The following is a 26173-nucleotide window of genomic DNA, read 5'->3' as shown; positions in this document are numbered from 1 at the left end:
CCCCGATGGGTTTCAATCTTTCCGAATGGGCGTTGCGTAACCGCCAGATCGTACTGTTCCTGATGATCCTGCTGGCGGTGGTCGGCACGTTGTCCTACACCAAGCTGGGGCAAAGTGAAGACCCGCCGTTTACCTTCAAGGCCATGGTCATCAAGACCAACTGGCCGGGGGCCACGGCCCAGGAAGTCTCACGGCAGGTCACCGAGCGTATTGAGAAAAAACTCATGGAGACCGGCGACTACGAACGCATTGTCTCCTTCTCGCGTCCCGGTGAATCCCAAGTCACCTTCGTGGCCCGCGACGCGATGCACTCGGCGCAGATTCCCGACTTGTGGTATCAGGTGCGCAAGAAAATCAGCGACATTCGCCAGACCTTGCCGCCGGATATTCAGGGGCCGTTTTTCAACGATGAATTCGGCACCACCTTCGGCAATATCTACGCCCTGACGGGTGACGGCTTCGACTACGCGGTGCTCAAGGACTACGCCGACCGCATCCAGATTCAACTGCAACGTGTGCCGGATGTGGGCAAGGTCGAGCTGCTTGGCCTGCAGGACGAGAAAATCTGGATCGAGCTGTCCAACCTCAAGCTCGCCACCCTCGGCTTGCCATTGGCGGCCGTGCAACAGGCCTTGCAGGAGCAGAACGCCGTCTCTACGGCCGGCTTCTTTGAAACCCCGACCGAGCGTGTACAGCTGCGGGTGTCGGGCAACTTCAAGACGGTGGAGGAGATCCGTAACTTCCCGATCCGTGTCGGTGACCGCACTTTCCGTATTGGTGACGTCGCCGACATCCACCGGGGCTTCAACGACCCACCGGCACCGCGCATGCGCTACATGGGCGCAGACGCCATCGGTTTGGCCGTGGCCATGCGCGACGGCGGCGACATTCTGGTGCTCGGCAAGGCGCTTGAAGGCGAATTCGCACGGCTGCAGAAGAGCCTTCCGGCAGGCATGGAGCTGCGCAAGGTGTCGGACCAACCGGCAGCGGTGAAAACCAGCGTCGGCGAATTCGTCCAGGTACTCGCCGAGGCACTGGCCATCGTCTTGCTGGTGAGCTTCTTCTCCCTCGGTGTGCGCACCGGCATGGTCGTGGCCCTGGCGATTCCGCTGGTGCTGGCGATGACCTTTGCCACCATGTATTACCTCGGCATCGGCCTGCACAAGATCTCCCTCGGCGCCTTGGTGTTGGCCCTGGGCCTGCTGGTGGACGATGCGATCATCGCCGTGGAAATGATGGCGATCAAAATGGAGCAGGGCTACGACCGCCTCAAGGCTGCGAGTTTCGCCTGGACCAGCACCGCGTTCCCGATGCTTACCGGCACGTTGATAACCGCGGCGGGCTTTCTGCCGATTGCCACCGCGCAATCGAGCACCGGCGAATACACCCGCTCGATCTTCCAGGTGGTGACCATCGCGTTGCTGGCGTCCTGGGTCGCTGCCGTGGTGTTTGTGCCGTATCTGGGGGAAAAACTCCTGCCGGATCTGGCGAAAATTCATGCGGCCAAACACGGCACAGATGGGCCAGATCCCTACGGCACACCCTTCTATCAGCGTGTAAGACGTTTGGTCGAATGGTGCGTGCGTCGGCGCAAAACCGTGATCGTACTGACGCTGCTGTTGTTTATCGGCTCGGTCGCGCTGTTTCGCTTTGTGCCCCAACAGTTCTTCCCGGCCTCGGGGCGGTTGGAGTTGATGGTCGACCTCAAACTGGCGGAAGGCGCTTCCCTGAGCAACACCGCCGAGCAGGTCAAGCGCCTGGAAGCCTTGCTCAAGGAGCACGCGGGTATCGACAACTACGTGGCTTATGTCGGCACCGGTTCGCCACGCTTTTACTTGCCGCTGGACCAGCAGTTGCCGGCCGCCAGCTTCGCGCAATTTGTGGTGCTGGCGAAGACCATCGAAGAGCGTGAAAGCCTGCGCACCTGGCTGATTGAAACCCTGAATGAACAGTTCCCCGAGTTGCGCTCGCGGGTTACGCGCCTGGAGAACGGCCCGCCTGTGGGCTACCCGGTGCAGTTCCGTGTGACCGGCGAACACATCGAAGAAGTTCGCGCCCTGGCGCGCCAGGTGGCGGCCAAGGTTCGCGAAAATACCCACGTGGTCAACGTGCACCTGGACTGGGAAGAACCGAGCAAGATCGTCTACCTCAATATCGACCAGGACCGCGCCCGTGCCCTCGGCGTAAGCACTGCCAACCTGTCGAAATTCCTGCAAAGTTCCCTCACCGGTTCCAGCGTCAGCCAATACCGCGAGGACAACGAATTGATCGAAATCCTGCTGCGCGGCACCGTGCATGAACGCACCGAATTGTCGCTGCTGCCGAGCCTGGCGGTGCCGACCGACAACGGTAAAAGCGTTGCGCTGTCGCAAATCGCCACCCTCGAATATGGCTTCGAAGAGGGCATTATCTGGCACCGCAACCGGCTGCCGACGGTGACCGTGCGCGCCGATATCTATGGCAAGGAACAACCGGCAACGTTGGTGCAGCAAATCCTGCCGACCCTCGAAGGCGTACGTGCCGAACTGCCGGATGGTTACCTGCTTGAAGTGGGCGGCACCGTCGAGGATTCCGCGCGTGGCCAGAACTCGGTCAAGGCCGGGGTGCCACTGTTTATCGTGGTGGTGCTGACGTTGCTGATGCTGCAACTGCGCAGTTTCTCACGCACAGCGATGGTGTTTCTCACAGCGCCGCTGGGCCTTATCGGCGTGACCTTGTTCCTGCTGGTGTTCCGCCAACCGTTCGGCTTTGTCGCCATGCTGGGGACCATCGCCTTGTCGGGGATGATCATGCGTAACTCGGTGATCCTGGTGGACCAGATCGAACAAGACATCAAGGCCGGCCTGGCGCCGTGGCAAGCAATCATCGAAGCCACTGTGCGACGCTTCCGCCCGATTGTGCTGACAGCCCTGGCGGCGGTGCTGGCGATGATTCCGCTGTCACGCAGCGTGTTCTTCGGGCCGATGGCTGTGGCGATCATGGGCGGTTTGATTGTGGCGACGGCGTTGACCCTATTGTTCCTGCCGGCCCTGTATGCTGCGTGGTTCCGAGTGAGGAAGGACGTCCCGTAATCATGTTGGCCACCGTTTCAGCCCTAACGTTGTTGCTACTCGCCCCGGGCCCAACCAACACGCTGCTGTTGCGTGCCGGTGTGTTGTTCGGGTGGCGGGCTTCGTGGAAGCTGGCATTCATCGAGTGCCTGGCGTACCTGTTGCAGGTATCGGTGTGGGGCGTGGCATTGCTGTATCTGGCGGCGTATTCGTCATGGGCTTTGAAAGCCATACAGCTGGGTGCGGCCTGTTACCTTTTGTATGTCTCTTTCAAGCTTTGGCAGCGCAAAAGCGCCGATGCCATTGCGGCCGGCGACCCTTTCTCCAGCCTGTATTTCTTCTGGCTCACGGTGATGAACCCCAAAGGCCTGCTGATCGTTTCGTTTATTGCGCCGGTCAGCACGTTTGATTCGTTGCAAGGCTATGCCGGGTTCATGGCTACGCTGGCGTTGGTGGTAATACCGGTAGGCGCTGCGTGGATCGTACTGGGCAGCCGTTTCGAAGGGGTTCAGCAGACGTGGCTCACACCGTTGAAGATCAATCGGGCAACCTCCGTGGCCATTTGCTGTTTTGCCACGCTCATGATCGGGCGGTTGGCGGACTCGGTGATGGGGTGATTCACATGCTGATGCAAACAGGCATCAATGTGGCTGGAACGATCGGCTTTTTTTACTCCACTCAGATTTGCCTGATGGACAGGCACAGGTTTCGGCTTTGCCAGTTGGCGGCCGGGCTTTTCCAATGAGTTTATGGAGTGTCATATGTCGTTTCTTAATGCTATCGCTGCGTTCAAAGGTGCGTTTCTTGGGGCCTTGTTGGGCAATAACGTGGCTGTTCGGGGGCCTGAAACCACCTCACCACACAGGCGTAAGCGCCCTCACCATGCTTATTCATCCACGACTGGCGCGGGCCACTCCCTGCCCGAAAGGCCAGGTCACGGCAACTCCCATCCCTACCCGGTGTGTGAGTACCCGCTGCCTGACAGGCCGATGCACTCGCTGACTTCGTTGCACCGATAAGGTATTAGCGTAGGGCCGGTGCGCCAACGTCCGTGACAACGGAGGTTGGCGCATCGGGTGTGAATGGTTACAGCGCGCCAAACACTTTCTTGGCCAGGCTGGTGGCTGCGGCCGCCGGGTTCTTGCGAATGGTTTCTTCCTGCTGCGCGATCATCTTGAACAGGCCGTCCAGCGCTTGTTCGGTCACGTAGCTTTCGACGTTGGCACTTTTGGCATCAACCGCGCCAAACGCTGCCGCCTTGCCGGCCAGGGCATTGTACTGCTGGGCAACGCCGACCTTGTCGGTGGCGGCCTTGACGATCGGCAGGAACTTGGCACGGATCTCTTCACGGCTGGTTTTGTTCAGGTACTGAGTGGCCGAGTCCTGGCCGCCGGTGAGGATGCCCTTGGCGTCGGTCACGCTCATGTTCTTCACGGCATTGACCAGGATCGGTTGAGCCTGGGTCACGGCGGTTTCAGCCGCCTTGTTCATGCTGGTTTCCAGTTGCGTGACCTGATCACCCATGCCAAACATTTTCAGTTTGTCGGCGACTTTGCCCAGCTTGCCGGGCAGGCCGATTTTTACTTCAGGGTTATTGCTGAAACCACCGGGAACCCCCAGCTGTTTCACGGCGATTTGTGCGCCTTGGGTCAGTGCGTCCTTGAGGCCACCGCTGGCGTCACCTTGGGACAGGCTGCCGAGTGACAGGGCCATGGCGTTGGCGCCGAGCAGCAGGCCGGCGCACAGGGCAGTGAGGCGAAGAGAGTTACGGAGCATGGGCGCTTCCTTTTGATAGGGCTTATGTTCTGGAAAATATCAGTGCGCGACCGCATCCACCCGCAGGCGCAGCGGTTGTGGGTCTTGGCCATTGAGCTGTACCGCGTGCCGTTCAGTCGTGATGAACAGTAGCTTGCCGTCCAGCTCGATGCGAGCGCTCACCGAGTAAGTGTGGCCGGGCTTGACCTGTGCCGGGTCGTAGCTCAGGTGAAACGGCAGCGGCACCTGGGCTTTGACCGGGCCTTTCTGTTCGGCGAGGGTCACGGCCGGTGCGTCCATCAAGGACACGTCTTGCAGGCTGACGCTCAAGGTGGCGGCGGGCGGCAGGGCGATGCGTTGCAGGTAGAACACTTCGCCGTCGAGGCTGGCCTTGGGCGCGGGGTGCATGGATTGGCAGGCTCCGAGCAGGGCGGTCAGGCCCAGGAGGATGATCTTTTTCATGGTACAGCTCCTTTTCAACGGCGCCGGAATCCATCCGGCGCCTTATTCAATCTAGCGGTTTTCTTCAGGCGTGACGGCTGCAGGTTCGACGGGCGCCTCAGCTGCGCCATCGACACGGTGCAATGCCACCTGGCGGATCGACAGGCGAATATCGGCGGGCAGTACGCGTTTCGCCGCGCCTTCAGCCAGCTCACCGAGCAAGTCGTGGTAACTCAACTTGCCGGCCTCATCGCGGCGCAGCACATCTTGCTCCAGCAATGTCTGGATGAAATGTCGGAAAAGGCTCTTGTCGAAGAACTCCGGGGCGTTGAGGCCGTGCAGGATCGACAGGCGCTGGGCCATGATTGTGCACAGGTCTTCCAGTTCTTCGGCGCTGATGCTGTTCTGGCCGCTGTTGAGCAGCAGCGAAATCGCCATGTAGAAACGCTGCAGGGTCTGGGCGATGCTCTTGGACAGCAACGTCAGCAGCACAAAGTGCCGCGAACTCGGTGCCGGGCGCAGGTACACGTCGTTCTCGAAGCGCAGCAGGCCTTGCTCGACAAACGCCTCAAGCCACTGGTCGACCACCGCGTCCAGCTCGTCCAGCGACCAGCGGATAAACAGCTCCGATTGCAGGTACGGGTAAAGCGCGCGGGTGTAGCGCAGGATCTGTTCGCGGCTCATGCGCGAGCTGCTTTGGAAGAAGCTCGCCAGCAACGCCGGCAGGGCGAAGATGTGCAGCACGTTGTTGCGGTAGTAGGTCATCAGGACGGCGTTCTGCTCGTCCAGGTACAAAATCTTGCCGAGGGCGTCGCTCTGTTCCGACAGCAGGTCCATGTCCTTGACGTGCTTGATCAGCGCCAGGCCATCGCCTTCCGGCAAGGTGGTGTGCGGCGAGTACGGCACGCGGCGCAGCAGCGCCAGGTACAGGTCCAACTGGCGCGCCATGGCTTGTTCGTCCAGGGCCAGGCGTGTGGTCGACAGCAATGCCAGCGCCACCAGGTTCACCGGGTTGACCGCGGCGGCTTCGTTCAAGTGGCGCGCCACCTGCTCGCCGAGGCGGTTGGTGGTTTCGTTGAGCCACGCCGGCTTGTAGTTCGGGGCCAGCTCCTGGGCGCGCCAGTCGGGTTGCTCGGCATCGAGGAACTCGGCCAGTTTGATCGGCTCGCCGAAGTTGACCGCGACTTGGCCAAAGCGCTGCTTGAGCGCACCAACCACTTTGAAAATATCGAAGATCGACTCTTTCTTCTTGCTCGCGCCGCGCAGCTCGCCCAGATACGTGCGGCCTTCCAGTACACGTTCATAGCCGATGTACACCGGCACAAACACAATCGGCATGCGCGAAGAGCGCAGGAAGCTGCGCAGGGTGATCGCCAGCATCCCGGTCTTCGGTTGCAGCATGCGCCCGGTGCGCGAGCGTCCGCCTTCGACGAAGTACTCCACCGGGAAACCCTTGGTGAACAGGGTATGCAGGTATTCGTTGAACACCGAGGTGTACAGCGGGTTGCCCTTGAAAGTGCGGCGCATGAAAAACGCACCGCCACGGCGCAGCAGGCTGCCGATCACCGGCATGTTCAGGTTGATGCCGGCGGCGATGTGCGGCGGGGTCAGGCCGTTTTTGAACAGCAGGTAAGACAACAACAGGTAGTCGATGTGGCTGCGGTGACACGGTACGTAGATCACCTCGTAACCCTGGGCAACCTTTTGCACACCTTCGATGTTATTGACCTTGATGCCGTCGTAGATCTTGTTCCAGAACCAGCTCAGCACCACTTCGAGAAAGCGGATGGCGGTGTAGGTGTAGTCCGAGGCGATCTCGTTGCCGTAGCGCAGCGCCTGGGCCTTGGCTTTTTCCGGGGAGATTTTTTCGCGCTCGGCCTCATCCGCGATGGCCTGGCGCACCAGCGGCATATTGACCAGGCCCTTCACCAAGTTGCGGCGGTGGGACAGGTCGGGGCCGATCACGGCGGTCTTCAGGTTACGAAAGTGCACACGCAGGATGCGCTGGGCCATACGCACGGTGCGTTCGTGACCTTTATTGTGCTCGATCAATTCACGCAGGTTGATAGGCGCGGAGAATTGCACGCGGGTCTTGCGACCCAGGATCAGGATGCTCAGCAAGCGGCGCAGGCGGCCGGTGACGGCCCAGCTGTCGGCAAACAGCAGTTTCCACGGGCTGGACTCGCTCTCGGGCGACTGCCCCCAGAACACACTGACCGGAATGATTTGTGCATTCTCTTCGGCGTGTTCGCTCAGGGTGTTGACCAGCCGGGTCAGGGTCGGCGGCGCGCCGCGCTTGTCCTGGCGGCCGAGCCAGTCGGGCTCCGGCGTGAGGTAGAAGAACGCCGCCGGTTCCATCAACGGGCCGACCGACACCGGCAGCACCGGGCGCGGCAGGCCGGCCTTGGTGCACTCGGCATCGACCACGGCCAATTCGGTGAGTGAGGGCGATTGCAGGACGTAAAACACCGGCCGGCTGCGGTCGAGGTTAAGGGTTAGGGACGACTGGTTGATCGTCTCCGAGCGAACCCAGAGGTACAACAGTCGGCGCAAGGTGCCAAACACCAGACGGCGGAACGGGGAGCGGGTCATAGGCGTGCTGCTTCAAGTGGAAAAAAACCGAGCAGGCGCTCGGGCGGGTAGTGTGCCGTATTCGCCGAAAATCGGCAAAAAAGCGGCGAAGTAAACTTGAGTTGAACGTTTTTGAGCCTGTCTTATACTCGGCAGTTCAATGCGAGCGACTCAACAATAAAAGCATGTGGGAGCAAAACAGATGGCAACGCGCGAAACCGGCAATGTGAAGTGGTTCAACGATGCAAAGGGCTATGGCTTTATTCAACGCGAAGACGGCAAGGATGTGTTCGTGCACTACCGCGCGATTCGCGGTGACGGCCACCGCTCATTGGCCGAGGGCCAGCAGGTAGAATACGCCGTGGTAACCGGCGAGAAGGGGTTGCAGGCGGAGGATGTGGTGGGTCTTTAACCAGGACTTCTGCTACACCGCTGAACCCATGTGGGAGCGGGCTTGCTCGCGAAAGCGGTGGATCAGTCGCCTTTATAGTGACTGTCACACCGCTTTCGCGAGCAAGCCCGCTCCCACATTTTGATAGGGTTCTCAATTCAGGTTTAAGCGGTTTTCCAGGTGATCTGCTCTTCACCGTCCACGCTGATGCGAATCCAGGTGTCGGCGCTTTCTTCACCTTCTTCCTCAACCCACGTGCCCGGTGCGCAGCGCACTTCGACGTTCAGCGCGGCAAACGCGGCGCGGGCGCAGGCGATGTCGTCTTCCCACGGGGTCTGGTCGCTTTCCAGGTACAGGCTGTTCCATTTGCCTACGGCCTTAGGCAGCCAGGTGACCGGCACATTGCCGGCCTTGCACTTGTAGGTCTGGCCTTTCTGGACCCAGTCGGTGCACGGGCCCAGTGCGGCGCCCAGCCAGGCGGCGATGGCCTTGTGGTCGACGTCGGCGTCCTTCAGGTAAATCTCGATATCAGGTTGGCGCATGGATGTTCCTCGTTGCGGGATTCGAAAATCCATTCGCGGATGCTTGAAAGTCAGTTATTGAAGCACGAAATAATCGTAGCGCATCGACACCGTGACCTGCAGCGGTTCGGCGGCCTCGATCACTTCGGCGCGGCGCTCGGCACTTGCGCGCCAGCCGTGGGGCGTCATTGCCAGCAGGTTGGCGCGGTCCTTGGGTTCGCTCAGGCTGAGGGTGAACTCTAGGATTTCGCTGTGCGCCAGGCTCATGCCGTCCGGCACCAGGGCCAGATGCTTGTCGTCGGTGTACTCGCGCACTTCGTCGTACAGGCGTTCGCGCAGTTCCATCAGGTGGCCGGCTGTCGGGCCGACCTTCATCAGGCCGCCGCCGGGGCTGAGCAGGCGCTTGGCCTCTGCCCAGTCCAGTGGGCTGAAAACGCTGGCGAGAAATTGGCAACTGCCCGAGGCCAGTGGCACGCGGGCCATGCTGGCGATCAACCAAGTCAGCGCCGGGTTGCGTTTGCACGCGCGTTTCACCGCTTCCTTGGAGATATCCAATGCATAGCCGTCGGCGTGGGGCAGGGCGTCGGCGATTTGCGCCGTGTAATAACCCTCGCCGCAGCCTATGTCGACCCAGCGCTGTGGCGCGCGTTCGGCGGCCAATTCGGCCAGGCGCTTGGCCACCGGGGCATAGTGCCCGGCGTTGAGAAAGTCACGGCGCGCCTCGACCATGGCGAGGTTATCGCCAGGGTCGCGGCTGTTCTTGTGCTGCACCGGCAACAGGTTCAGGTAACCCTGGCGCGCGCGGTCGAAACGGTGCCCGGCCGGGCACGCCACGCCATTGTCCACCGCGTTGAGCGGTGCGCTGCAAATGGGGCAAGCGAGCATCAGGCGAGCAACTTGATCAGGGTCTGGTAGTAGATTTCGGTCAGCACATCGAGGTCGCTGGCCAGAATGCGTTCGTTGACCTGGTGGATCGTCGCGTTGACCGGGCCCAGTTCAACCACCTGAGTGCCGAGGGTGGCAATGAAGCGCCCATCGGACGTACCGCCGCTGGTCGACGCCTGGGTCTCACGGCCAGTGATCGCCTTGATGCTGGCGGAAACCGCATCCAGCAAGGCGCCAGGTTCGGTGAGGAACGGCAGGCCCGACAGCGCCCACTCCACGTGCCAGTCCAGGCCGTGCTTGTCGAGAATCTGTGCCACGCGTTGTTGCAGGCCTTCGACGGTGGACTCGGTGGAGAAACGGAAGTTGAACACCGCCGTCAGGTCACCGGGGATCACGTTGGTGGCGCCGGTGCCGGAATTGAGGTTGGAGATCTGGAAGCTGGTCGGCGGGAAGAAGGTGTTGCCGTCGTCCCAATGCTCGGCGGCCAGTTCGGCCAGGGCCGGGGCGGCCAGGTGGATCGGGTTCTTTGCCAGGTGCGGGTAAGCCACATGGCCTTGCACGCCGCGCACGGTCAGGGTCGCGCCGAGGGAGCCACGGCGGCCGTTCTTGACCACATCGCCCACCAGCGTGGTGCTCGACGGCTCGCCGACGATGCACCAGTCCAGGCGCTCCTTGCGCGCGGCCAGGCGTTCGATTACGGCTTTGGTGCCGTGGTGCGCCGGGCCTTCTTCATCGCTGGTGATCAGGAAAGCCACGGAGCCCTTGTGGTCGGGGTAGTCGGTGACGAAGCGCTCGGAAGCGACCAGCATCGCCGCCAGGCTGCCTTTCATGTCTGCCGCGCCACGCCCGCAAAGCATGCCGTTTTCGTCGATCAACGCGTCGAACGGGTCGTTCTGCCAGGCTTGCACCGGGCCGGTCGGCACCACGTCGGTGTGGCCGGCAAAGCACAGCACCGGGCCTTCATGCTTGCCGTGGGTGGCCCAGAAGTTGTCCACGTCCTCGATGCGCATCGGCTCCAGCGCGAAGCCGGCGTCGCCCAGGCGCTGCATCATCAGCTTCTGGCAGTCGGCGTCAATCGGCGTGACCGATGGGCGCCGGATCAGGTCGATAGCGAGTTGAAGGGTCGGCGAAAGCTCGGCGTGGGCCGTCATGGGAAAACTCCGGGAAGCGTGTAAGGGGCGCAGATTCAATGTGGCAGATGGCTTTATAAGCCTGCATCCACATAATGCATTGGCGCAGGCCAAGTCTTGCAAAACGGCCGTTATCTTATAGCAAAACGGCGGCCAGAGGCCGCCGTTTAGTGCATTGCGCAAGTTTTTACTCTGCCGTTGCCGGCTCAACCGCTGGCGCAGGTTTTGGCAGCGATGAGAGGAACGCCATGATCAGCGCCGCCACGTACGGCAGCGATTGCACCAACAGCATCACCACCCAAAAGCGCATGTCATTGCTTGGCAGGCCCTGCACCAGGTAAATCCCCAGTGCTGCGCCCCACAACAGCAGCATGATGAACATCTCTTCGCGGGCTTCGGAAATTGCCACCCAGAAGCCGTGGTTATCCGCGTTTTTCGGTGTACGAAAGAACGGAATACTGGTGGTGAAGAAGCCATACAGCACCGCCTTGGCGATGGTGTGGGACAACGCCAAACCGGCCAGGGCCGCGCAGAACGCATCTTTCAAGTTCACACCCACCGCACGGCGGTAGAGGAAGATGATCTTGCCGACCTTGAACACAAACAGCGCCAACGGCGGAATCGCGAAAATCAGCAGCGGCGGGTCGACCCGCATCGGCACGATGATCATCGCCGCCGACCACAACAGCGCACCGACGGTGAAGAAGATGTTCATGCCGTCCGCCACCCACGGCAACCAGCCCGCGAGGAAGTGGTAGCGCTGGCCACGGGTCAGCTCGGTGTCTTTGCCGCGCAACAGGCTGGCGGTGTGGCGCTTGATGATCTGGATCGCGCCGTAGGCCCAGCGGAAGCGCTGTTTCTTGAAGTCGATAAAGGTATCCGGCATCAAGCCTTTGCCGTAGCTGTCGTGGTAATACGCCGCCGACAGGCCTTTCTCGAATACGCGCAGGCCCAGCTCGGCGTCTTCACAGATGCACCAGTCGGCCCAGCCGAGTTCTTCGAGCACCGAGCGACGGGTCATGGTCATGGTGCCGTGCTGGATGATTGCGTCGCGGTCGTTGCGGGTGACCATGCCGATATGGAAGAAGCCTTTGTATTCCGCGTAGCAGAGCTTCTTGAAGGTGCTTTCGTTCTGGTCGCGGTAATCCTGCGGCGACTGCACCACGGCGATTTTCGGGTCGGCGAAGTGCGGCACCATGTGCTTGAGCCAGTTCGGCGACACGCAGTAGTCGGAGTCGATCACCGCGATCACTTCGGCATCCTTGGCGGTGTGCGGGATCAGGTAGTTCAACGCGCCGCCCTTGAAACCGGCCAGGGGCGCGACGTGGAAGAACTTGAAGCGCGGGCCGAGGGTTTCGCAGTAGTCGCGCACCGGCTCCCAGACGGCCGGGTCCTTGGTGTTGTTGTCGATGATCAGGACTTCGAAGTCCGGGTAATCGAGGGCGGCCAAGGCGTCGAGGGTCTGTTTGACCATCTCTGGCGGCTCGTTGTAGCACGGCACATGGATCGACACTTTCGGGCGGTAGTCCGAATCGCCTTCCACCGGCAGGAATTCACGTCGACGTTTGTGAGTCCACACCGCTTCCGCCAGTTCGTGGGCCTCGGTCAGCAACACGATAAACACGCCGAGTGCGCCGAGGGCCAGCAAAATGCCGACGGTTACGCTGAACCAGGTGCTGTATTGCTGGCTGTAGTCGTAACCGATCCACACCAGCACCGAGCCGCACAGGAACGCGATAAACGTCAGGAAGGTACGGCCACGCTGGCGCAGCGCCGAGCCGTCGATCATCAGCAGGGTCAGCGACAGCAACGCCAGCACCACCGAGCCGATGGCCAGCACGCGCCATTGCGGGATCGCGACGACCGGGCCTTCAAAGTTGAATTTCTGCTGGCGCGCGGCGTTGTACACGCCCCAATACGCGCCGGCCGAGCCTTCATCGCTGACTTTCCACGGCTGGTCGAACGCCTCGATCACGAAGTAGTTGTAGCCTTGGCGGTTCAGCTTGTTGACCAGCGTACGCAGGTAAATCGCCTGGTCGGCCGGGGAGGTTTCATTGCCCCCGCGCATGCGGCCGTTGCTCGGCCAGCCCACTTCCGACAGCAGCAGCGGTTTTTTCGGGAACAGTTTTTTCAGGTCGCGGGCGCGGTCGAGTACGTACTGGCCGGCCTTGTCCATCGGAATGAATTCCCAGAACGGCAGGATGTGCGCGGCGATCAGGTCGACGTGCTTGGCCAGTTGCGGGTTCTTTTCCCAGATGTGCCACTGCTCGGAGGTGGTCACCGGCACTTTCACGGCGGCGCGCACACGGTCCAGCAGCACGATCAGCGCTTCAGGGGTGATTTCCTCACGGAACAACGCTTCGTTGCCGACCACCACGCGCACAACGCTGCGCGAGCTGTTGGCAATTTCGATGGCGCGCTGGATTTCACGCTCGTTGCGTTCCAGGTCCGGGCTGATCCAGATCCCCAGCGTCACGCGCAGGCCGAACTCTTCCGCCAGCTTGGGGATATCGCCCAGGGTGCCGTCGACCGAGTAAGTACGGATGTTGTCCGTCAACTTGCTCATGATCGCCAGGTCCTGGCGCATCTGATCGTCCGTCGGGTACTGATCTTTTTGCGGGAACTGGCCTTGCTGGAACGGCGAGTAGGAAAACCCGGAGATCTGTTCAGGCCAGTTAGGGGTCGTGACCGGGCGGTTGATCAGCGCCCAGAAGCCGGTGAACAGCGCGGCAATTGCCAGCACTACCACCAGGTTGAGTCCAAATTTACGCGATGACATGGCGATTTCGGGTTCCAAAGGGTGTGGAACGAAAAGAGGTGTCGGCCTACGCCGAACGGCGCGCATCCTACACCGGCCTTTCACCGAGCGTACAGCAGACAGAGAAAAGCCGGACGTTAGTCAGCGAAAGACCATCGAAGTTCTTTACTTGTAGCTTGTAGCTTCGATCTTGTCGCTGTGTAGTCCATAATGCGCGCCGGTTTTTGGGGTAATGGTCATGAGCACAGAAGATCCGCGGTTTGCAGGCGTCGCCCGCTTGTATGGCATTGAAGGCCTGGAACGCTTGAAAGCGGCCCATGTGGCGATCGTCGGCGTCGGCGGCGTAGGCTCCTGGGCGGCGGAAGCCATGGCCCGTTGCGGCGTGCGCGAAATATCGCTGTTTGACCTGGACGATGTCTGCGTGAGTAACAGCAACCGCCAGTTGCACGCGCTGGACAGCACCGTGGGCAAACCCAAGGTCGAAGTGATGGCTGAACGCCTGCGTGGCATCAACCCGGATTGCACCGTGCACGCGGTGGCGGACTTCGTCACCCGCGACACCATGGCCGAGTACATCACCCCGAACATCGATTGCGTGATCGACTGCATCGATGCCGTCAACGCCAAGGCTGCGCTGATTGCCTGGTGCAAGCGCCGCAAGATCCAGATCATCACCACCGGCGGCGCTGGCGGGCAAATCGACCCGACGTTGATTCAAGTCTGCGACCTGAACCGCACCTTCAACGACCCGCTGGCCTCGAAAGTGCGTTCCACCCTGCGCCGCGACTACGGTTTCTCGCGCACGGTGACCCGCCATTACAGTGTGCCGTGCGTGTTTTCCACCGAGCAGCTGCGCTATCCCAAGCCGGACGGCAGCATCTGCTTGCAGAAAAGTTTTGTCGGTGACGGCGTGAAGCTGGACTGCGCCGGAGGGTTTGGCGCGGTGATGATGGTGACGGCCACTTTTGGCATGGTCGCGGCGACCAAGGCGGTGGATAAGATTGTGGCGGGGGTGCGCCGGCCGTCGGAGCGGGTTAAACCCAGCTAAATCTTACAGCCGAACAGAGATCGAAATGTGGGAGCGGGCTTGCTCGCGAATGCGGTGGTTCAGTCAATGATGTATTGACTGACACTCTGCCTTCGCGAGCAAGCCCGCTCCCACATTTAGTTTTGTGTAAGGCTCAGGTCTCGCATGCGCAGCAGGACTGCATTGAGGCCATTACTGCGTGACGGGGAGAGTTGCCGGGACAGCCCCAGCTGGTCGAACCACTCCGGCAAGTCAACCGCCTGCAACTGCGCCGCCGACAACCCATTGACCCGCGCCAGCAGCAACGCCACCAACCCCCGAATCATCCGCGCATCGCTGCTGGCGGCGAACTGCCAATGGCCGTCCTCCAAATGCCCCACCAGCCACACCAGGCTTTCACAGCCCTGCACCAGGTTGGCGTCGACTTTGTCCGCATCCGCCAAGGCGGGCAGACGCTCGCCCCATTGCATCAGCATCCGCGCGCGCTGTTCCCAACTGCCGACCGCCTGGAAGGCTTCCAGTGCAGCCGCGGCTTCGGTTGGCAAGCTCATCGCAACATATCCAGCGCCTGGTCCAGCGCTTCAAAGAAGCGTTCCAGGTCATCCGAGTCGTTGTACAGCGCCAGGGACACGCGGATCGCCCCCGACAGGTGCATGGCCTTGAGCAACGGCATCGCGCAATGGTGCCCGGCGCGCACGGCAATGCCTTGCTCGGTCAGCAGGTGAGCGAGGTCGGCGTTGTGCACGCCTTCCACCACAAAGCTGGCCAAGGCTACGTGCGGCGAACCCAAGACGCGGACGCCATTGCGTGCGTTCAAGCCGCGCAGCAGGTAGTCGTGCAGTGCCGCTTCATGGGCGATCACCGCTGGCTGATCCAACGAACTCAGGTAATCCAGGCTGGCGCCCAGGCCGATCACACTGGCAATCGGCGGCGTGCCCGCTTCAAAACCCAGCGGGGCAGGGCGGAAGCTGGCGCTGTGGTAGTCCGCCTGTTGCACCATCTCGCCGCCAAACTGCCAGTGGCGCAGGTGATGCAGGGCTTCGTTGCGGCCATACAACACGCCCACGCCGTCCGGGCCATACAGCTTGTGGCTGGAAAATACATAGAAGTCGCACCCCAGGGCCTGTACATCGTGGCGGCCGTGGACGATGCCTTGGGCGCCATCGATAACGGTCAGCGCGCCGTGGGCCTTGGCCCGCGCTATCAGCGCTTCCAGCGGCTGCCAGGCGCCGAGCACGTTGGACAGCTGGCTTACCGCCAGCAGGCGTGTGCGCGGGCCGATCAACTCGGCGGCGGCCTGCAGGTCTATCACGCCATCATCGTCCAGGGGCAATACCACCAGGGTGAGCGCGCGACGTTTAGCCAGTTGCTGCCAGGGCAGCAGGTTGGCGTGGTGTTCCAGGGCGCTGATGACAATCTCATCGCCCGCATTGAATAAGTGCTCAAGGCCATAGGCCAAGAGGTTCAGCGCAGAGGTTGCGCCATGGGTAAACACGATTTGCCCGCTGTCACCTGCGTTCAACCACTGCGCGACCTTGCTGCGGCTGTCTTCAAACGCCTGGGTCGCATGGGCCCCCGGCAAATGCTGGGCACGGTGCACATTGGCTGCGCCATTGGCGTAGTAATGGCTGATGGCATCCAACAGGGCTTGGGGTTTCTGCGTGGTGGCGGCGTTGTCCAGGTAGGTCTGGTCTTGCCGTTGCAGGGTGGCGATGGCCGGGAAATCGGCGCGCCAGGGAGAGGGCACAAGCATGGTGTTCAAGACTCGTATAAGCGAGCCCCAGGAGCGGGGCCCGCTAGTGGCATCGAGTGGCTGCTTAGTTGTGAGCGTGCAGCGCTTCGTTCAGTTCGATGGCCGATTTGTGGGTTTTGCACTCCACGGCACCGGTCTCGGAGTTACGACGGAACAGCAGGTCCGGTTGGCCGGCCAGCTCGCGCGCCTTGACCACTTTGACCAGTTGGTTCTTTTCGTCGAGCAGTGCGACCTTGGTGCCAGCGGTTACGTACAGGCCGGATTCCACGGTGTTGCGGTCGCCCAACGGAATGCCGATACCGGCGTTGGCGCCGATCAGGCAGCCTTCGCCGACCTTGATCACGATGTTGCCGCCGCCCGACAGGGTGCCCATGGTGGAGCAACCGCCGCCCAGGTCGGAGCCTTTGCCGACGAAAACGCCCGCCGAGACACGGCCTTCGATCATGCCCGGGCCTTCGGTGCCGGCGTTGAAGTTGACGAAACCTTCGTGCATCACGGTAGTGCCTTCGCCCACGTAGGCGCCCAGGCGGATACGCGCGGCGTCAGCGATACGTACGCCGGTCGGGACCACGTAGTCGGTCATTTTCGGGAACTTGTCCACCGAGAACACTTCCAGCAGCTCGCCACGCAGGCGTGCTTCCAGTTGGCGCTCGGCCAGCTCATTGATGTCGATCGCGCCCTGGCTGGTCCATGCCACGTTCGGCAGTTGCGGGAACACGCCGGCCAGGCTCAGGCCGTGCGGCTTGACCAGGCGATGGGACAGCAGATGCAGCTTGAGGTAGGCCTCAGGCGTGGACGTCAGTGCGGCGTCTTCGGCCAGCAGGGTCGCGACCAGCGGGGTGTGGCTTTCCGCCAGACGGCTCAGCAGGGCCGCTTGGGCAGCGTCGACGCCTTTGAGTGCGTCAGCCAGTTGCAGCGCCTGGGAGACGGTGAAAGTAATGGCCTGGTTGCCTTCGGTGTAACCGAGGATCGGCGCGATGGCGGCGACGATTTCGGCCGACGGGTTGAGCAAGGGTTGTGCGTAAAACACTTCCAGCCAAGCACCTTGGCGGTTCTGAGTGCCGACGCCGAAGCCCAGGCTGAACAGGGAATTGGACATGCTGTTACCTCTACAAAAATGGAAGGCTGGCCTACTTGAGGGCCGCCGAATAACTATCTGGCTTGAAGCCAATCAGGGTTCTGTCACCGAGATCGAGCACGGGGCGCTTGATCATCGAGGGTTGTGCGAGCATCAATTCAATGGCTTTCGACTGATCGAGATCGGCTTTGCGTTCGTCTTCGAGTTTGCGAAAGGTGGTGCCCGCACGGTTCAAAACCACCTGCCAACCGTGCTCGTCGCACCATTGGGTCAAGTGTTCGCGGTCGATACCGGCCGTTTTGTAGTCGTGGAATTCATAGCTCACACCGTGCTCATCGAGCCAGGTGCGGGCTTTTTTCATGGTGTCGCAGGCTTTGATGCCGAAAAGGTGCAACGTTTTGCTTGAAGCGGTCAAGGAATTGCCCCCCTTTGGGCCAAGTAAAAACTAAAGGTCACGGATTATGCCATGACCAGCGGGTTTGGGTGCCGCTCGTCACGGGTGCGCAGTGCTTCGTGCGACTTTTGTGCAAAAGCTATCGCGCGGCATGGCCGGTAACATAGCCGGGTAATATGGCACTTCAACGTCCAGTTGTTGCCTGATGTGTGTTGCAGCAAGTCGATTGTCCGGGAAACCCGCGTTATGCAAACCGCCTACACCGTTCTTATCCTGCTGATGCTGGTCAGCGTTTCGCGCCTTGTCGGGCGCATCATCCCACTGCCGTTGCCCTTGGTGCAGATCGCCGCCGGTGCCTTGCTGGCCTGGCCGACGCTGGGTCTGCATGTGGCGTTGGACCCGGAGCTGTTCCTGTTTCTGTTTCTGCCGCCGTTGTTGTTCTCCGATGGCTGGCGCATGCCCAAACGAGAGTTGTGGCGCCTGCGTGGGCCGATCCTGACGTTGGCGGTGGGGTTGGTGCTGTTCACCGTGATCGGCGCTGGCTACTTCATTCATTGGATTCTGCCTACGATCCCATTGCCGGTTGCCTTCGCTCTGGCGGCTGTTTTATCACCGACGGATGCCGTAGCGGTGTCAGCCATTTCCCAGAATCGTTTGCCCAAGCCGCTGATGCACATGCTTCAGGGCGAAGCCTTGATGAATGATGCCTCGGGCCTGGTGACCTTCAAGTTCGCCCTGGCGGCGGCGCTGACCGGCGTGTTCTCCCTGGCGGATGCGAGCCTGACCTTTGTGCTGGTGGCCGTCGGTGGCCTGGCGGTTGGCGTGGCATTGAGCTGGCTGGTCGGGCGTTTGCGCGCCTGGATGATCGCGCGGGGTTGGGATGACCCGGCGACCCATGTGGTGTTTATGTTGCTGCTGCCGTTTGCGGCGTATGTATTGGCTGAACGCCTGGGCGCGTCGGGCATTCTCTCGGCGGTGGCGGCGGGCATGATGCAAAGCTGGCTTGACCTGCTGCCACGCCAGACCAGCACGCGCTTGCTCAACCGCAGTGTCTGGTCGCTGCTGGAGTTTGCCTTCAATGGCCTGATCTTCCTGCTGTTGGGCCTGCAACTGCCGGACATCATCAAGGCCGTGGTCAGCCACGAGCCGACGCTGTGGCCAGCCCTGTTGTATCGCTGCCTGGAGGTGATCGCGATCTTTCTGGTGCTGGTGGTGCTGCGCTTTATCTGGGTGCAGAGCATCTGGCGACTGTCGGGCCTGCTGCGCCGCATTCGTGGCAAAAGTGAACTGACCCTGGTGCCGACTGCCCGTTCCTGCTGGCTGTTGACCGTCGGTGGCGTACGCGGTGCGGTAACGTTGGCGGGTGTCATGTCGGTGCCGTTGCTGCTGGCGCCGGGGCAGGATTTTCCGGAGCGCGACCTGCTGATTTTTATTGCCGCCGGCGTGATCCTGCTGTCATTGATCGCCGCCTGTATCGCTCTGCCGTTGCTGTTGCGCGGCATCGAAAAGAGCCCGGATGAAAAGCGCCACAACGAAGTGCGTGAAGCCTGGAAGAAGACCGCCGTGGCCGCCATCCATGCGCTTGAAGCCGAAGAACCTGCTGAAACCGAAACCCAGGATGCCGCCCAAGCCGCACTGGCCACTGAGCTCAAGGCGCGGCTGATGTCGGAGTATCGCCATCAGTTGGAAGTGTTCAACGACTCTGCCGAAGCCCAGGCGCTGGCGCAGCAGATGGACCTGCTTGAGCGCAAGCTGCGGCTCAAGGCCCTGCGCGCCCAGCGGTTGGAGTTGTACAGCTTGAGCCGTCATCACCAGATTGGTGATGACGTATTGAGAGAGGTATTGGCGGAGTTGGATATGAGTGAGGCGAATTTGGGCGCAGTCCATTAATGACGGTGTTTAATGCTGATGTCCAACATTACACCCTGCCACGGGTAACGAACGTGTCGGCTTTCTCGTACGGAGCCACAGAGTTGAATCTGTCAGGCTGATTTTTTTGGAAGGACAATGTTGGTAAAACCTAATGCCTTGGCAAAAGTGTGCTTGATGGCGCGGGCGGTTTTCTTTTTGTCACTGTCCCAGTGAATACCCATGGTTGGGCTTGAAATGTCCGTGCTTTTGGCATCTGTGCCCACTTGTGACCAAGACGTGCCATCGGAACTGAGTCCAATGCGTATATCGCCGTCGGGCTGATCGGTGAATGTAATGTGATTATTGAGATGAGGTTGCAGTTTCTCGATATTATGCTTCACGAATTTTTTTTGCTCATCATTCATGCCGAACAGAGAGACGGTAACTTTCGAGTTTTCTGGCCATAGCTTTTGTACTACGGCGGTTGCTTTCAAATCCTTGATGCTGTCCTCCAAAGAAATTTTTGGCGGGAGAGGGTACATTTTACCTATTAATTCTTTATCACCGGATGACAGCTCGTTGGCTTTTTCAATGGCCGGAGCCCCCTTCAACTCTGCCGATGTAAAGGTATAGTGCATTATTGACTTTTGGTCATAGGGCGTAAACATCGGGCCATTTTTCTGCCGCTTTATGGGGTCTAACACCCAATTCTTCAACGTTTTTTCAGGGTCTTTAAGGCCTTGGGTGCGCTTGAGTAATTCATCTTTGTCAAACGTTATAGTTCGGTCTGGATGTTGATGTTCATGCAGTACGCCAATGGCGTGTAAACCTTCGTGTGCGGAGGTAGCGATTATTTCTTCGGGGGTTCTATTAAAGTTTAGAAAAAGTGTAGGTTTGCCGGTGCGATCTTTTAGAGCGTCGGTACCGACGTGCGAAGAACCATTTTCACCTGTTCCATCGTTAGGGCCTACGCGGATGTCTGCATCAGTGCCGGTCACAAACTTGAATGTCAGATTGACGTAGGGGCTAAACATACCGAAGCCCTTTTTTACAAGTTCCTCTTGCTCTTTGGTTGTCCCCTGGAAAGAAACGGTGACGGTTGAATTTTGTGGCCATCTCCGGTGAGTCGCTCCTATTCCGCGCTTGGATCTGCTACGAGCGGGTGACTCCACTTGTGTCTCTTCATGAGTCGCGGCAATCGTCGAACTTTCCATCGGCACGTATGTAGGAGCGTAACTATTGTTGATTGTGTTCATCCGAAATGACTCCCTGACCGGCACGGGGTGGCGTATTTATAGTGGGTCTTATAGTTGAGTGTTACGGTGAGGGAATCGAGTAAAGGACGCCGCTCGTAAATCAATACATCGCATATAAGTATGAATTCGTACACTATGTGGTAATCGCGTCTTACAGGGTTCCTCCTTTTGAGTGGAGTGGTGTTACATTTTGTGTGATAAGCGATTTGGCGAGTCTTGGTTTGCGGAAGTAGCGCAGGGCTGCGCCGCTGCCGACGCAGACCGGAGGGCACCGCCTTGCAAGTGGGGAGCAGCGAATGACGGATTAGGCCGTCGCCGGCTCTTCAGGTGGGTAAATAGACATCATGAATGCTTTATCCTCTTCTGATAAGTCTTCGGTAAAGGGGACTTCATTCCCATCCGTGGTGACCCATGCTGGCGTTTTATAGTGCATGATTGATTTCGGATCGTACGCGGAACGGGTCGTGAGGTTGGGGTCAAGGGTATCTTGAATATTTTTATAAACTTCTGCTTTTGAAAGTCCAAGTTTCTTACCCTCTTCGTGCACCTTGTCTTTGTCCCAGTTTATCGTGTGGTCCGGATGTTGGTGTTCATGCTCCAGCCCCAGTGCATGACCAAACTCATGGCGTATGGTGTGGTTCAGCATGTCGGCCGTTTGTACCAAGTCAATGTGCATCGTGGGTGAGTCTTTTGGATATTCTTTTGCTTCCGTACCCACGGCTGAATAACTGCCAGTCCCATCGTTTTTTCCAGATATTCTAATGTCACCGTCATTGGTTTCGATGAATTTGAATTTCAGATTTGTATACGGCTGCCAAAGATTTATGTTTTTCTTTACGTAGTCTTTTGCTTTTTCCGGCATGTCGAACAGTGAGATGGTAATGGTCGAGTGCTGTGGCCATAAGTATCGCGTGCTGGCGATGCCGCGTGTATGTCTAACGGACGCTGGAGGGTTTATTTCAGGATCGGTTAGTGCGGAACGGGTATGTAAATTGGTCGCGGGTATAGTGAGCATGAGTGTTCCACGGTGCGGAGATGTACGGTAATCCTTTGATTCATTTCTCCATGTCTATATGTGGTTCATTCTGTTACTTGGTTCCAGTTACAGTGATGGGGAGCCGCTGCAACTCGAGTGTTAAACCTGCACCCCATTGCGGGGTGCAGGTGTGTGGTGCGTTATCGGTTGCGTGTGATAAAATCGCGGATCCGCTCAGCCGCTTCCACGCACTCCGCCAGCGGCGCAACCAGCGCCATACGCACACGCCCGGCGCCAGGGTTAACGCCATCCACTTCCCGTGACAGGTAGGAACCCGGCACCACGGTCACGTGTTCCTCCACGAACAGGTCGCGGCAGAAGGCGGCATCGTCGCCATTCACATTCGGCCACAGGTAGAACCCACCGTCCGGGCTCTGCACGTCCAGCACCGGTTTGAGGATGGCCAGCACCGCGTCGAATTTCTCGCGGTACAGGTCACGGTTGGCCTGCACGTGCGCTTCGTCCTGCCAGGCAGCGATGCTCGCCAGTTGGGTTTGCACCGGCATCGCGCAACCGTGGTAGGTGCGGTACAGCAGGAACGCTTTGAGAATGTCGGCGTCGCCGGCGACAAAGCCGGAGCGCAGGCCTGGCAGGTTGGAGCGCTTGGACAGGCTGTGGAACACCACGCAGCGTTTGAAGTCCTGGCGACCCAGTTCCACGCAGGCACTGAGCAAGCCTGGCGGCGGGGTTTGTTCGTCGAAGTACAGCTCGCTGTAGCACTCGTCGGCGGCAATCACGAAGTCGTATTCATCAGCCAGGGCGATGAGCTTTTTCAGAGTGTCGACCGGGATCAATGCGCCGGTCGGGTTGCCTGGGGAGCACAGGAACAGAATCTGGCAGCGCTTCCAGATGTCCGGCGACACGGCGTCGAAATCCGGGTTGAAGCCGTTTTCGTCCAGGCAGGGCAGGTAATGCGGCTTGGCCCCGGCCAGGAACGCGGCGCCTTCGTAGATCTGGTAGAACGGGTTCGGGCTGACCACCAGCGCGTCGTCGCCACGGTTGACCACGGTCTGGGTAAAGGCGAACAGTGCTTCGCGGGTGCCGTTGACCGGCAGGATGTTGCGCGCCGGGTCGAGCCAGCCCTTGGGCACGCTGAAGCGGCGTTCGCACCAGGCGCCGATGGCCTCGCGCAAGGCCGGGATGCCCAGGGTGGTCGGGTACACGGCCATCTGGTCGAGGTTATTGCTCAGCGCTTCGGCCACGAACGTCGGCGATTTGTGCTTGGGTTCGCCGATGGACAGCGCGATCGGGCGTTTGTCCGGGTTTGGCGTGACGCTGCCGAGCAGGGCGCGCAGTTTCTCGAACGGGTAGGGCTGCAGCTGGTTCAGGGCGTTGTTCATCGCAAATCTCGTCAAATTCGGTTGAAAGCATGCGGTCTGTTAGGCAAAGCAATTTAAATGTGGGAGCGGGCTTGCTCGCGAATGCGGTGCATCAGTCAACTTATGTGTGGCTGACACACTGTATTCGCGAGCAAGCCCGCTCCCACACAAGCCCATACACACAGTGAAATTGGGTGTTCATATAGTCAGCCGCGTCAGCTCGACACCCGGTTCCTGGGTCACGCTCAGTTGCTGGACGATTGCGTCCTGCAAGCGTCGGCACAGTTCAGGGTCGGACAGCGGCTGGTTGTCGGCGTCGGTGATGAAGAACACGTCTTCCACGCGCTCGCCGAGGGTTGCAATCTTGGCGTTCTGCAACGACAGGTCGAACTCCAGGAAAATCCCGCCAATGCGCGCCAGCAAGCCTGGGCGGTCCGGCGCGCTGAGTTCCAGCACGGTCACCGGGCGTTGGGCGTCGTTGGAGATGGTCACCTGGGGCGCGAAGGCAAAGTGCTTGAGCTGGCGCGGCACCCGGCGCTGGATGATGGTCGGGTAATCGTCCGGGTTGCGCAGGGCTTCGGTCAGGCCTTCGCGGATCTTTTTCACGCGCACCGGGTTGTCGCCGATCGAGTCGCCGTCGGTGTCGAGCACGATGTAGGTGTCGAGGGTGAACTGGCTGCTGGAGGTGATGACGCGGGCGTCATGGATGTTCAGGTTGAGCTGGTCCATGGCGGCCACGGTCACGGCGAAGAAATCGTGCTGGTCGGGTGCGTAGATGAAAATCTGCGTACCGCCCTCGAATTCGCGCTGGGTGGTTTCCTTGATCAGTACCAGCGGGCCGCCGTCGGCCGGCTGCTGCAGGATCGCGTCACTGTGCCAGGCGACGTCGCCGGCGGTGTGGCGCAGGAAGTAATCGTCACCCAGTTGCGACCACAATTGCTCGACGTCGTCCGGGTCGTTGCCGCCCCGCACGAGGATATCCAGGGCCGCGCTTTGGGTGCGGCGGATCTGCTCTTCGCGGTCCACCGGGTTTTCCAGGCCACGGCGCAGCGCGCGCTTGGTCTCGGTGTAGAGCTGGCGCAACAGGCTGGCGCGCCACGAGTTCCACAACGTCGGGTTGGTGGCATTGATGTCGGAGACGGTCAGCACGTAGAGATAGTCGAGGCGGATTTCATCGCCGACGATGCCGGCGAAGTCGTGGATCACCTGCGGGTCGGACAAGTCTTTGCGCTGGGCGGTGGTCGACATCACCAAGTGGTTTTGCACCAGCCAGACAATCAGGCGGCTGTCCCACAGCGGCAGTTGATGGCGCTGGCAGAACGCCTCGGCGTCGACCGCGCCGACCTCCGAGTGGTCGCCATGCCGGCCTTTGCCGATGTCGTGGTACAGGCCGGCCAAATAGATCAACTCGGGCTTGGGCAGCTTGGCCATCAGCTTACTGGCCAGCGGGAATTTCTCTGACACCTGGGTGTACTGCAACTTACGCAGGTGCTTGATCAGGTTCAGGGTGTGGGCGTCCACGGTGTAAATGTGGAACAGGTCGTGCTGCATCTGCCCGACGATAAAACCGAATTCCGGCAGGTAGCGCCCGAGGATGCCGTAACGGTTCATCCGCCGCAGGTTGCGGTGGATACCGATCTTGCACTTGAACAGCTCGATAAACAGGCTGGTGTTGCGGATGTCATTGCGAAAATCATCGTCGATCAGATGACGGTTTTCGCGCAGCAGGCGGATGGTATCGGCGCGTACGCCTTTGATTTCCGGCTGCTGGGCCATCAGCACGAAGATTTCCAGCATGGCGAACGGCGTGCGGCGAAACACGTTGTCGTTGCGCGCCTCGATATAGCCGTCATGCAGTTGAAAGCGCGAGTTGATCGGTTGCGGCGGCGCTTCGTCTTCGGGGGCCAGGATCACCTCTTCGAAGTGCTGGATGATCAGGTCGCTGAGCTGGGCAATGCTCATGACCACCCGGTAATACTGTTGCATGAAGCTTTCGATGCTGGTCTTCGCGTCTTCGCCTTCAAACCCCAGCAGTGTGGCGATGGAGCGCTGGTGGTCGAACAGCAGGCGGTCTTCGGAGCGCCCGGCGAGCATGTGCAGGGCGTAGCGCACTTTCCACAGGAACTCCTGGGAGGAGGCCAGCAAGGCGTTTTCGCTCTCGACCAAAAAGCCTTCACCGGCCAGTGCGCGCAGGTTGAGGGTGCCGTATTGACGGCGGGCGACCCACAAAATGGTCTGGATATCGCGCAGCCCGCCCGGTGAGCCTTTTACATTTGGCTCAAGGTTGTATTCGGTATCGTTGTACTTATGGTGACGAGCTTTCTGCTCGGCACGCTTGGCCAGGAAGAACTCCTTGCTCGGCCACATATGCGCGGTGCTGGTGACTTCCAGCATGCGCTGGCGCAGGCGCTCTGGGCCGGCAATGGTGCGGCTTTCCATCAGGTTGGTGATGACGGTGAGGTCGGCACGGGCCTCTTCTGCGCATTCGTCCACCGAGCGTACGCTCTGGCCGACTTCCAGGCCGATGTCCCACAACAGCGTCAGAAAACGCTCGATGGAATCGCGAAAGATCTCATGATCGGCGCTGTCCAGCAGGATCAGCAGGTCGATGTCGGAGTAGGGGTGCAGTTCGCCGCGACCGTAGCCGCCGACGGCCACCAGGGCGATATCGGCGTCTTCACTCCAGCTGAACTGTTCCCAGGCTTTTTGCAGGATGTTGTCGACGAACCAGGCGCGGTCCTCGATCAGTCGTCGAATATCCCGGCCGCTGCGAAAGCGCGCATCGAGCACTTCGCGCGCCTGGCGAATAGCCTTCTTGAAGGCGGCGATGGGGCTCGCCTTCAGTGCCAGTTCGGCCTGGAACTGGCCACGGTCGAAGAGTTCGGGATCCACCTGGGGCATCGATCGGCTTTCCTTTCTATCTGTCAGTCAGTCACAACACGCTGTGGGAAAACCAA

The 26173-nt window shown here is 60.2% G+C and carries 20 protein-coding genes; 5 read left to right on the top strand and 15 right to left on the bottom strand.

Annotated elements, in window-relative coordinates:
• The first annotated feature begins 5 nt into the window (after window positions 1-5).
• Together HX783_RS05915 and HX783_RS05910 are read left to right on the top strand one after the other, a co-directional pair.
• Window positions 6-3071, top strand: a complete 3066-nt coding sequence (locus HX783_RS05915; protein ID WP_177016278.1) for an efflux RND transporter permease subunit — start codon at window positions 6-8, stop codon at window positions 3069-3071.
• Between the two features lie 2 nt (window positions 3072-3073).
• Window positions 3074-3667 (top strand): LysE family translocator, encoded by a 594-nt coding sequence (locus HX783_RS05910; RefSeq protein ID WP_177016277.1) that lies wholly within the window; start codon window positions 3074-3076, stop codon window positions 3665-3667.
• Between the two features lie 469 nt (window positions 3668-4136).
• Here the strand turns inward: HX783_RS05910 and HX783_RS05905 are convergent, their stop codons facing one another.
• Genes HX783_RS05905 through plsB form a run of 3 tightly spaced genes read right to left on the bottom strand, consistent with a single transcriptional unit; the run spans window position 4137 to window position 7838 of the window.
• A complete protein-coding gene (locus HX783_RS05905; protein WP_159954641.1) occupies window positions 4137-4826 on the bottom strand; it encodes a DUF4197 domain-containing protein in 690 nt (229 codons plus the stop codon).
• Between the two features lie 39 nt (window positions 4827-4865).
• Window positions 4866-5267 (bottom strand): YbaY family lipoprotein, encoded by a 402-nt coding sequence (locus tag HX783_RS05900; RefSeq protein WP_177016276.1) that lies wholly within the window; start codon window positions 5265-5267, stop codon window positions 4866-4868.
• A gap of 51 nt (window positions 5268-5318) precedes the next feature.
• On the bottom strand, window positions 5319-7838 hold the full coding sequence (gene plsB, locus HX783_RS05895; protein ID WP_177016275.1) for a glycerol-3-phosphate 1-O-acyltransferase PlsB: 2520 nt from the start codon (window positions 7836-7838) through the stop codon (window positions 5319-5321).
• Window positions 7839-8019: 181 nt separating this feature from the next.
• Here plsB and HX783_RS05890 point away from each other — a divergent pair, with 181 nt between their 5' ends.
• A complete protein-coding gene (locus HX783_RS05890; protein ID WP_032891681.1) occupies window positions 8020-8229 on the top strand; it encodes a cold-shock protein in 210 nt (69 codons plus the stop codon).
• A gap of 143 nt (window positions 8230-8372) precedes the next feature.
• Here the strand turns inward: HX783_RS05890 and HX783_RS05885 are convergent, their stop codons facing one another.
• From HX783_RS05885 to HX783_RS05870, 4 genes are all read right to left on the bottom strand, one after another.
• Complete coding sequence (locus HX783_RS05885) at window positions 8373-8750, bottom strand: hypothetical protein (protein ID WP_177016274.1); 378 nt, start codon at window positions 8748-8750, stop codon at window positions 8373-8375.
• 54 nt (window positions 8751-8804) lie between these two features.
• Entirely contained in the window at window positions 8805-9614 is an 810-nt protein-coding gene (locus HX783_RS05880) for a putative RNA methyltransferase (protein ID WP_177016273.1), read from the bottom strand.
• Entirely contained in the window at window positions 9614-10765 is a 1152-nt protein-coding gene (gene dapE / locus HX783_RS05875) for a succinyl-diaminopimelate desuccinylase (protein ID WP_177016272.1), read from the bottom strand. The genes HX783_RS05880 and dapE overlap by 1 nt, the downstream gene beginning before the upstream one ends.
• Window positions 10766-10931: 166 nt before the next feature.
• Entirely contained in the window at window positions 10932-13523 is a 2592-nt protein-coding gene (locus tag HX783_RS05870) for a glycosyltransferase (protein ID WP_177016271.1), read from the bottom strand.
• Window positions 13524-13740: 217 nt separating this feature from the next.
• Between HX783_RS05870 and tcdA the strand changes: the two genes are divergently transcribed.
• Window positions 13741-14550, top strand: a complete 810-nt coding sequence (tcdA, locus tag HX783_RS05865; RefSeq protein ID WP_371317658.1) for a tRNA cyclic N6-threonylcarbamoyladenosine(37) synthase TcdA — start codon at window positions 13741-13743, stop codon at window positions 14548-14550.
• A gap of 116 nt (window positions 14551-14666) precedes the next feature.
• Here the strand turns inward: tcdA and HX783_RS05860 are convergent, their stop codons facing one another.
• From HX783_RS05860 to HX783_RS05845, 4 genes are all read right to left on the bottom strand, one after another.
• The gene (locus HX783_RS05860; RefSeq protein ID WP_177016269.1) at window positions 14667-15080 is read right to left on the bottom strand and encodes a SufE family protein; all 414 of its coding nucleotides are present in this window, start codon (window positions 15078-15080) and stop codon (window positions 14667-14669) included.
• Window positions 15077-16282: an aminotransferase class V-fold PLP-dependent enzyme gene (locus HX783_RS05855; protein WP_177016268.1), complete on the bottom strand. Its 1206-nt coding sequence runs from the start codon at window positions 16280-16282 to the stop codon at window positions 15077-15079. The genes HX783_RS05860 and HX783_RS05855 overlap by 4 nt, the downstream gene beginning before the upstream one ends.
• A gap of 64 nt (window positions 16283-16346) precedes the next feature.
• The gene (gene dapD, locus HX783_RS05850) at window positions 16347-17381 is read right to left on the bottom strand and encodes a 2,3,4,5-tetrahydropyridine-2,6-dicarboxylate N-succinyltransferase (RefSeq protein ID WP_159954651.1); all 1035 of its coding nucleotides are present in this window, start codon (window positions 17379-17381) and stop codon (window positions 16347-16349) included.
• A 31-nt stretch (window positions 17382-17412) separates the two neighbouring features.
• Complete coding sequence (locus HX783_RS05845) at window positions 17413-17721, bottom strand: arsenate reductase (RefSeq protein ID WP_231124426.1); 309 nt, start codon at window positions 17719-17721, stop codon at window positions 17413-17415.
• A gap of 279 nt (window positions 17722-18000) precedes the next feature.
• Here HX783_RS05845 and HX783_RS05840 point away from each other — a divergent pair, with 279 nt between their 5' ends.
• Window positions 18001-19644 (top strand): Na+/H+ antiporter, encoded by a 1644-nt coding sequence (locus tag HX783_RS05840; RefSeq protein ID WP_177016267.1) that lies wholly within the window; start codon window positions 18001-18003, stop codon window positions 19642-19644.
• 92 nt (window positions 19645-19736) lie between these two features.
• On the opposite strand, the gene HX783_RS05835 is transcribed toward HX783_RS05840, so the two are convergent.
• The 4 genes from HX783_RS05835 to HX783_RS05820 form a co-directional block, all read right to left on the bottom strand.
• Window positions 19737-20861, bottom strand: a complete 1125-nt coding sequence (locus HX783_RS05835; RefSeq protein ID WP_177016266.1) for a M12 family metallopeptidase — start codon at window positions 20859-20861, stop codon at window positions 19737-19739.
• A gap of 304 nt (window positions 20862-21165) precedes the next feature.
• Window positions 21166-21876 carry a M12 family metallopeptidase gene (locus HX783_RS05830; protein WP_177016265.1) on the bottom strand — a complete coding sequence of 237 codons (711 nt, stop codon included), beginning with the start codon at window positions 21874-21876 and terminating at the stop codon, window positions 21166-21168.
• Window positions 21877-22037: 161 nt separating this feature from the next.
• Window positions 22038-23237 carry a succinyldiaminopimelate transaminase gene (gene dapC / locus HX783_RS05825; RefSeq protein ID WP_177016264.1) on the bottom strand — a complete coding sequence of 400 codons (1200 nt, stop codon included), beginning with the start codon at window positions 23235-23237 and terminating at the stop codon, window positions 22038-22040.
• Window positions 23238-23414: 177 nt separating this feature from the next.
• A complete protein-coding gene (locus tag HX783_RS05820) occupies window positions 23415-26117 on the bottom strand; it encodes a [protein-PII] uridylyltransferase (RefSeq protein WP_177016263.1) in 2703 nt (900 codons plus the stop codon).
• Window positions 26118-26173 lie beyond the last annotated feature (56 nt).

This window comes from Pseudomonas sp. D2002 (assembly GCF_013385735.1).
In the GTDB taxonomy this organism is placed as follows: Bacteria; Pseudomonadota; Gammaproteobacteria; order Pseudomonadales; family Pseudomonadaceae; genus Aquipseudomonas.
The sequence above is the reverse complement of the archived record's forward strand: the minus strand, read 5'-3'. Positions and strand labels throughout refer to the sequence as shown.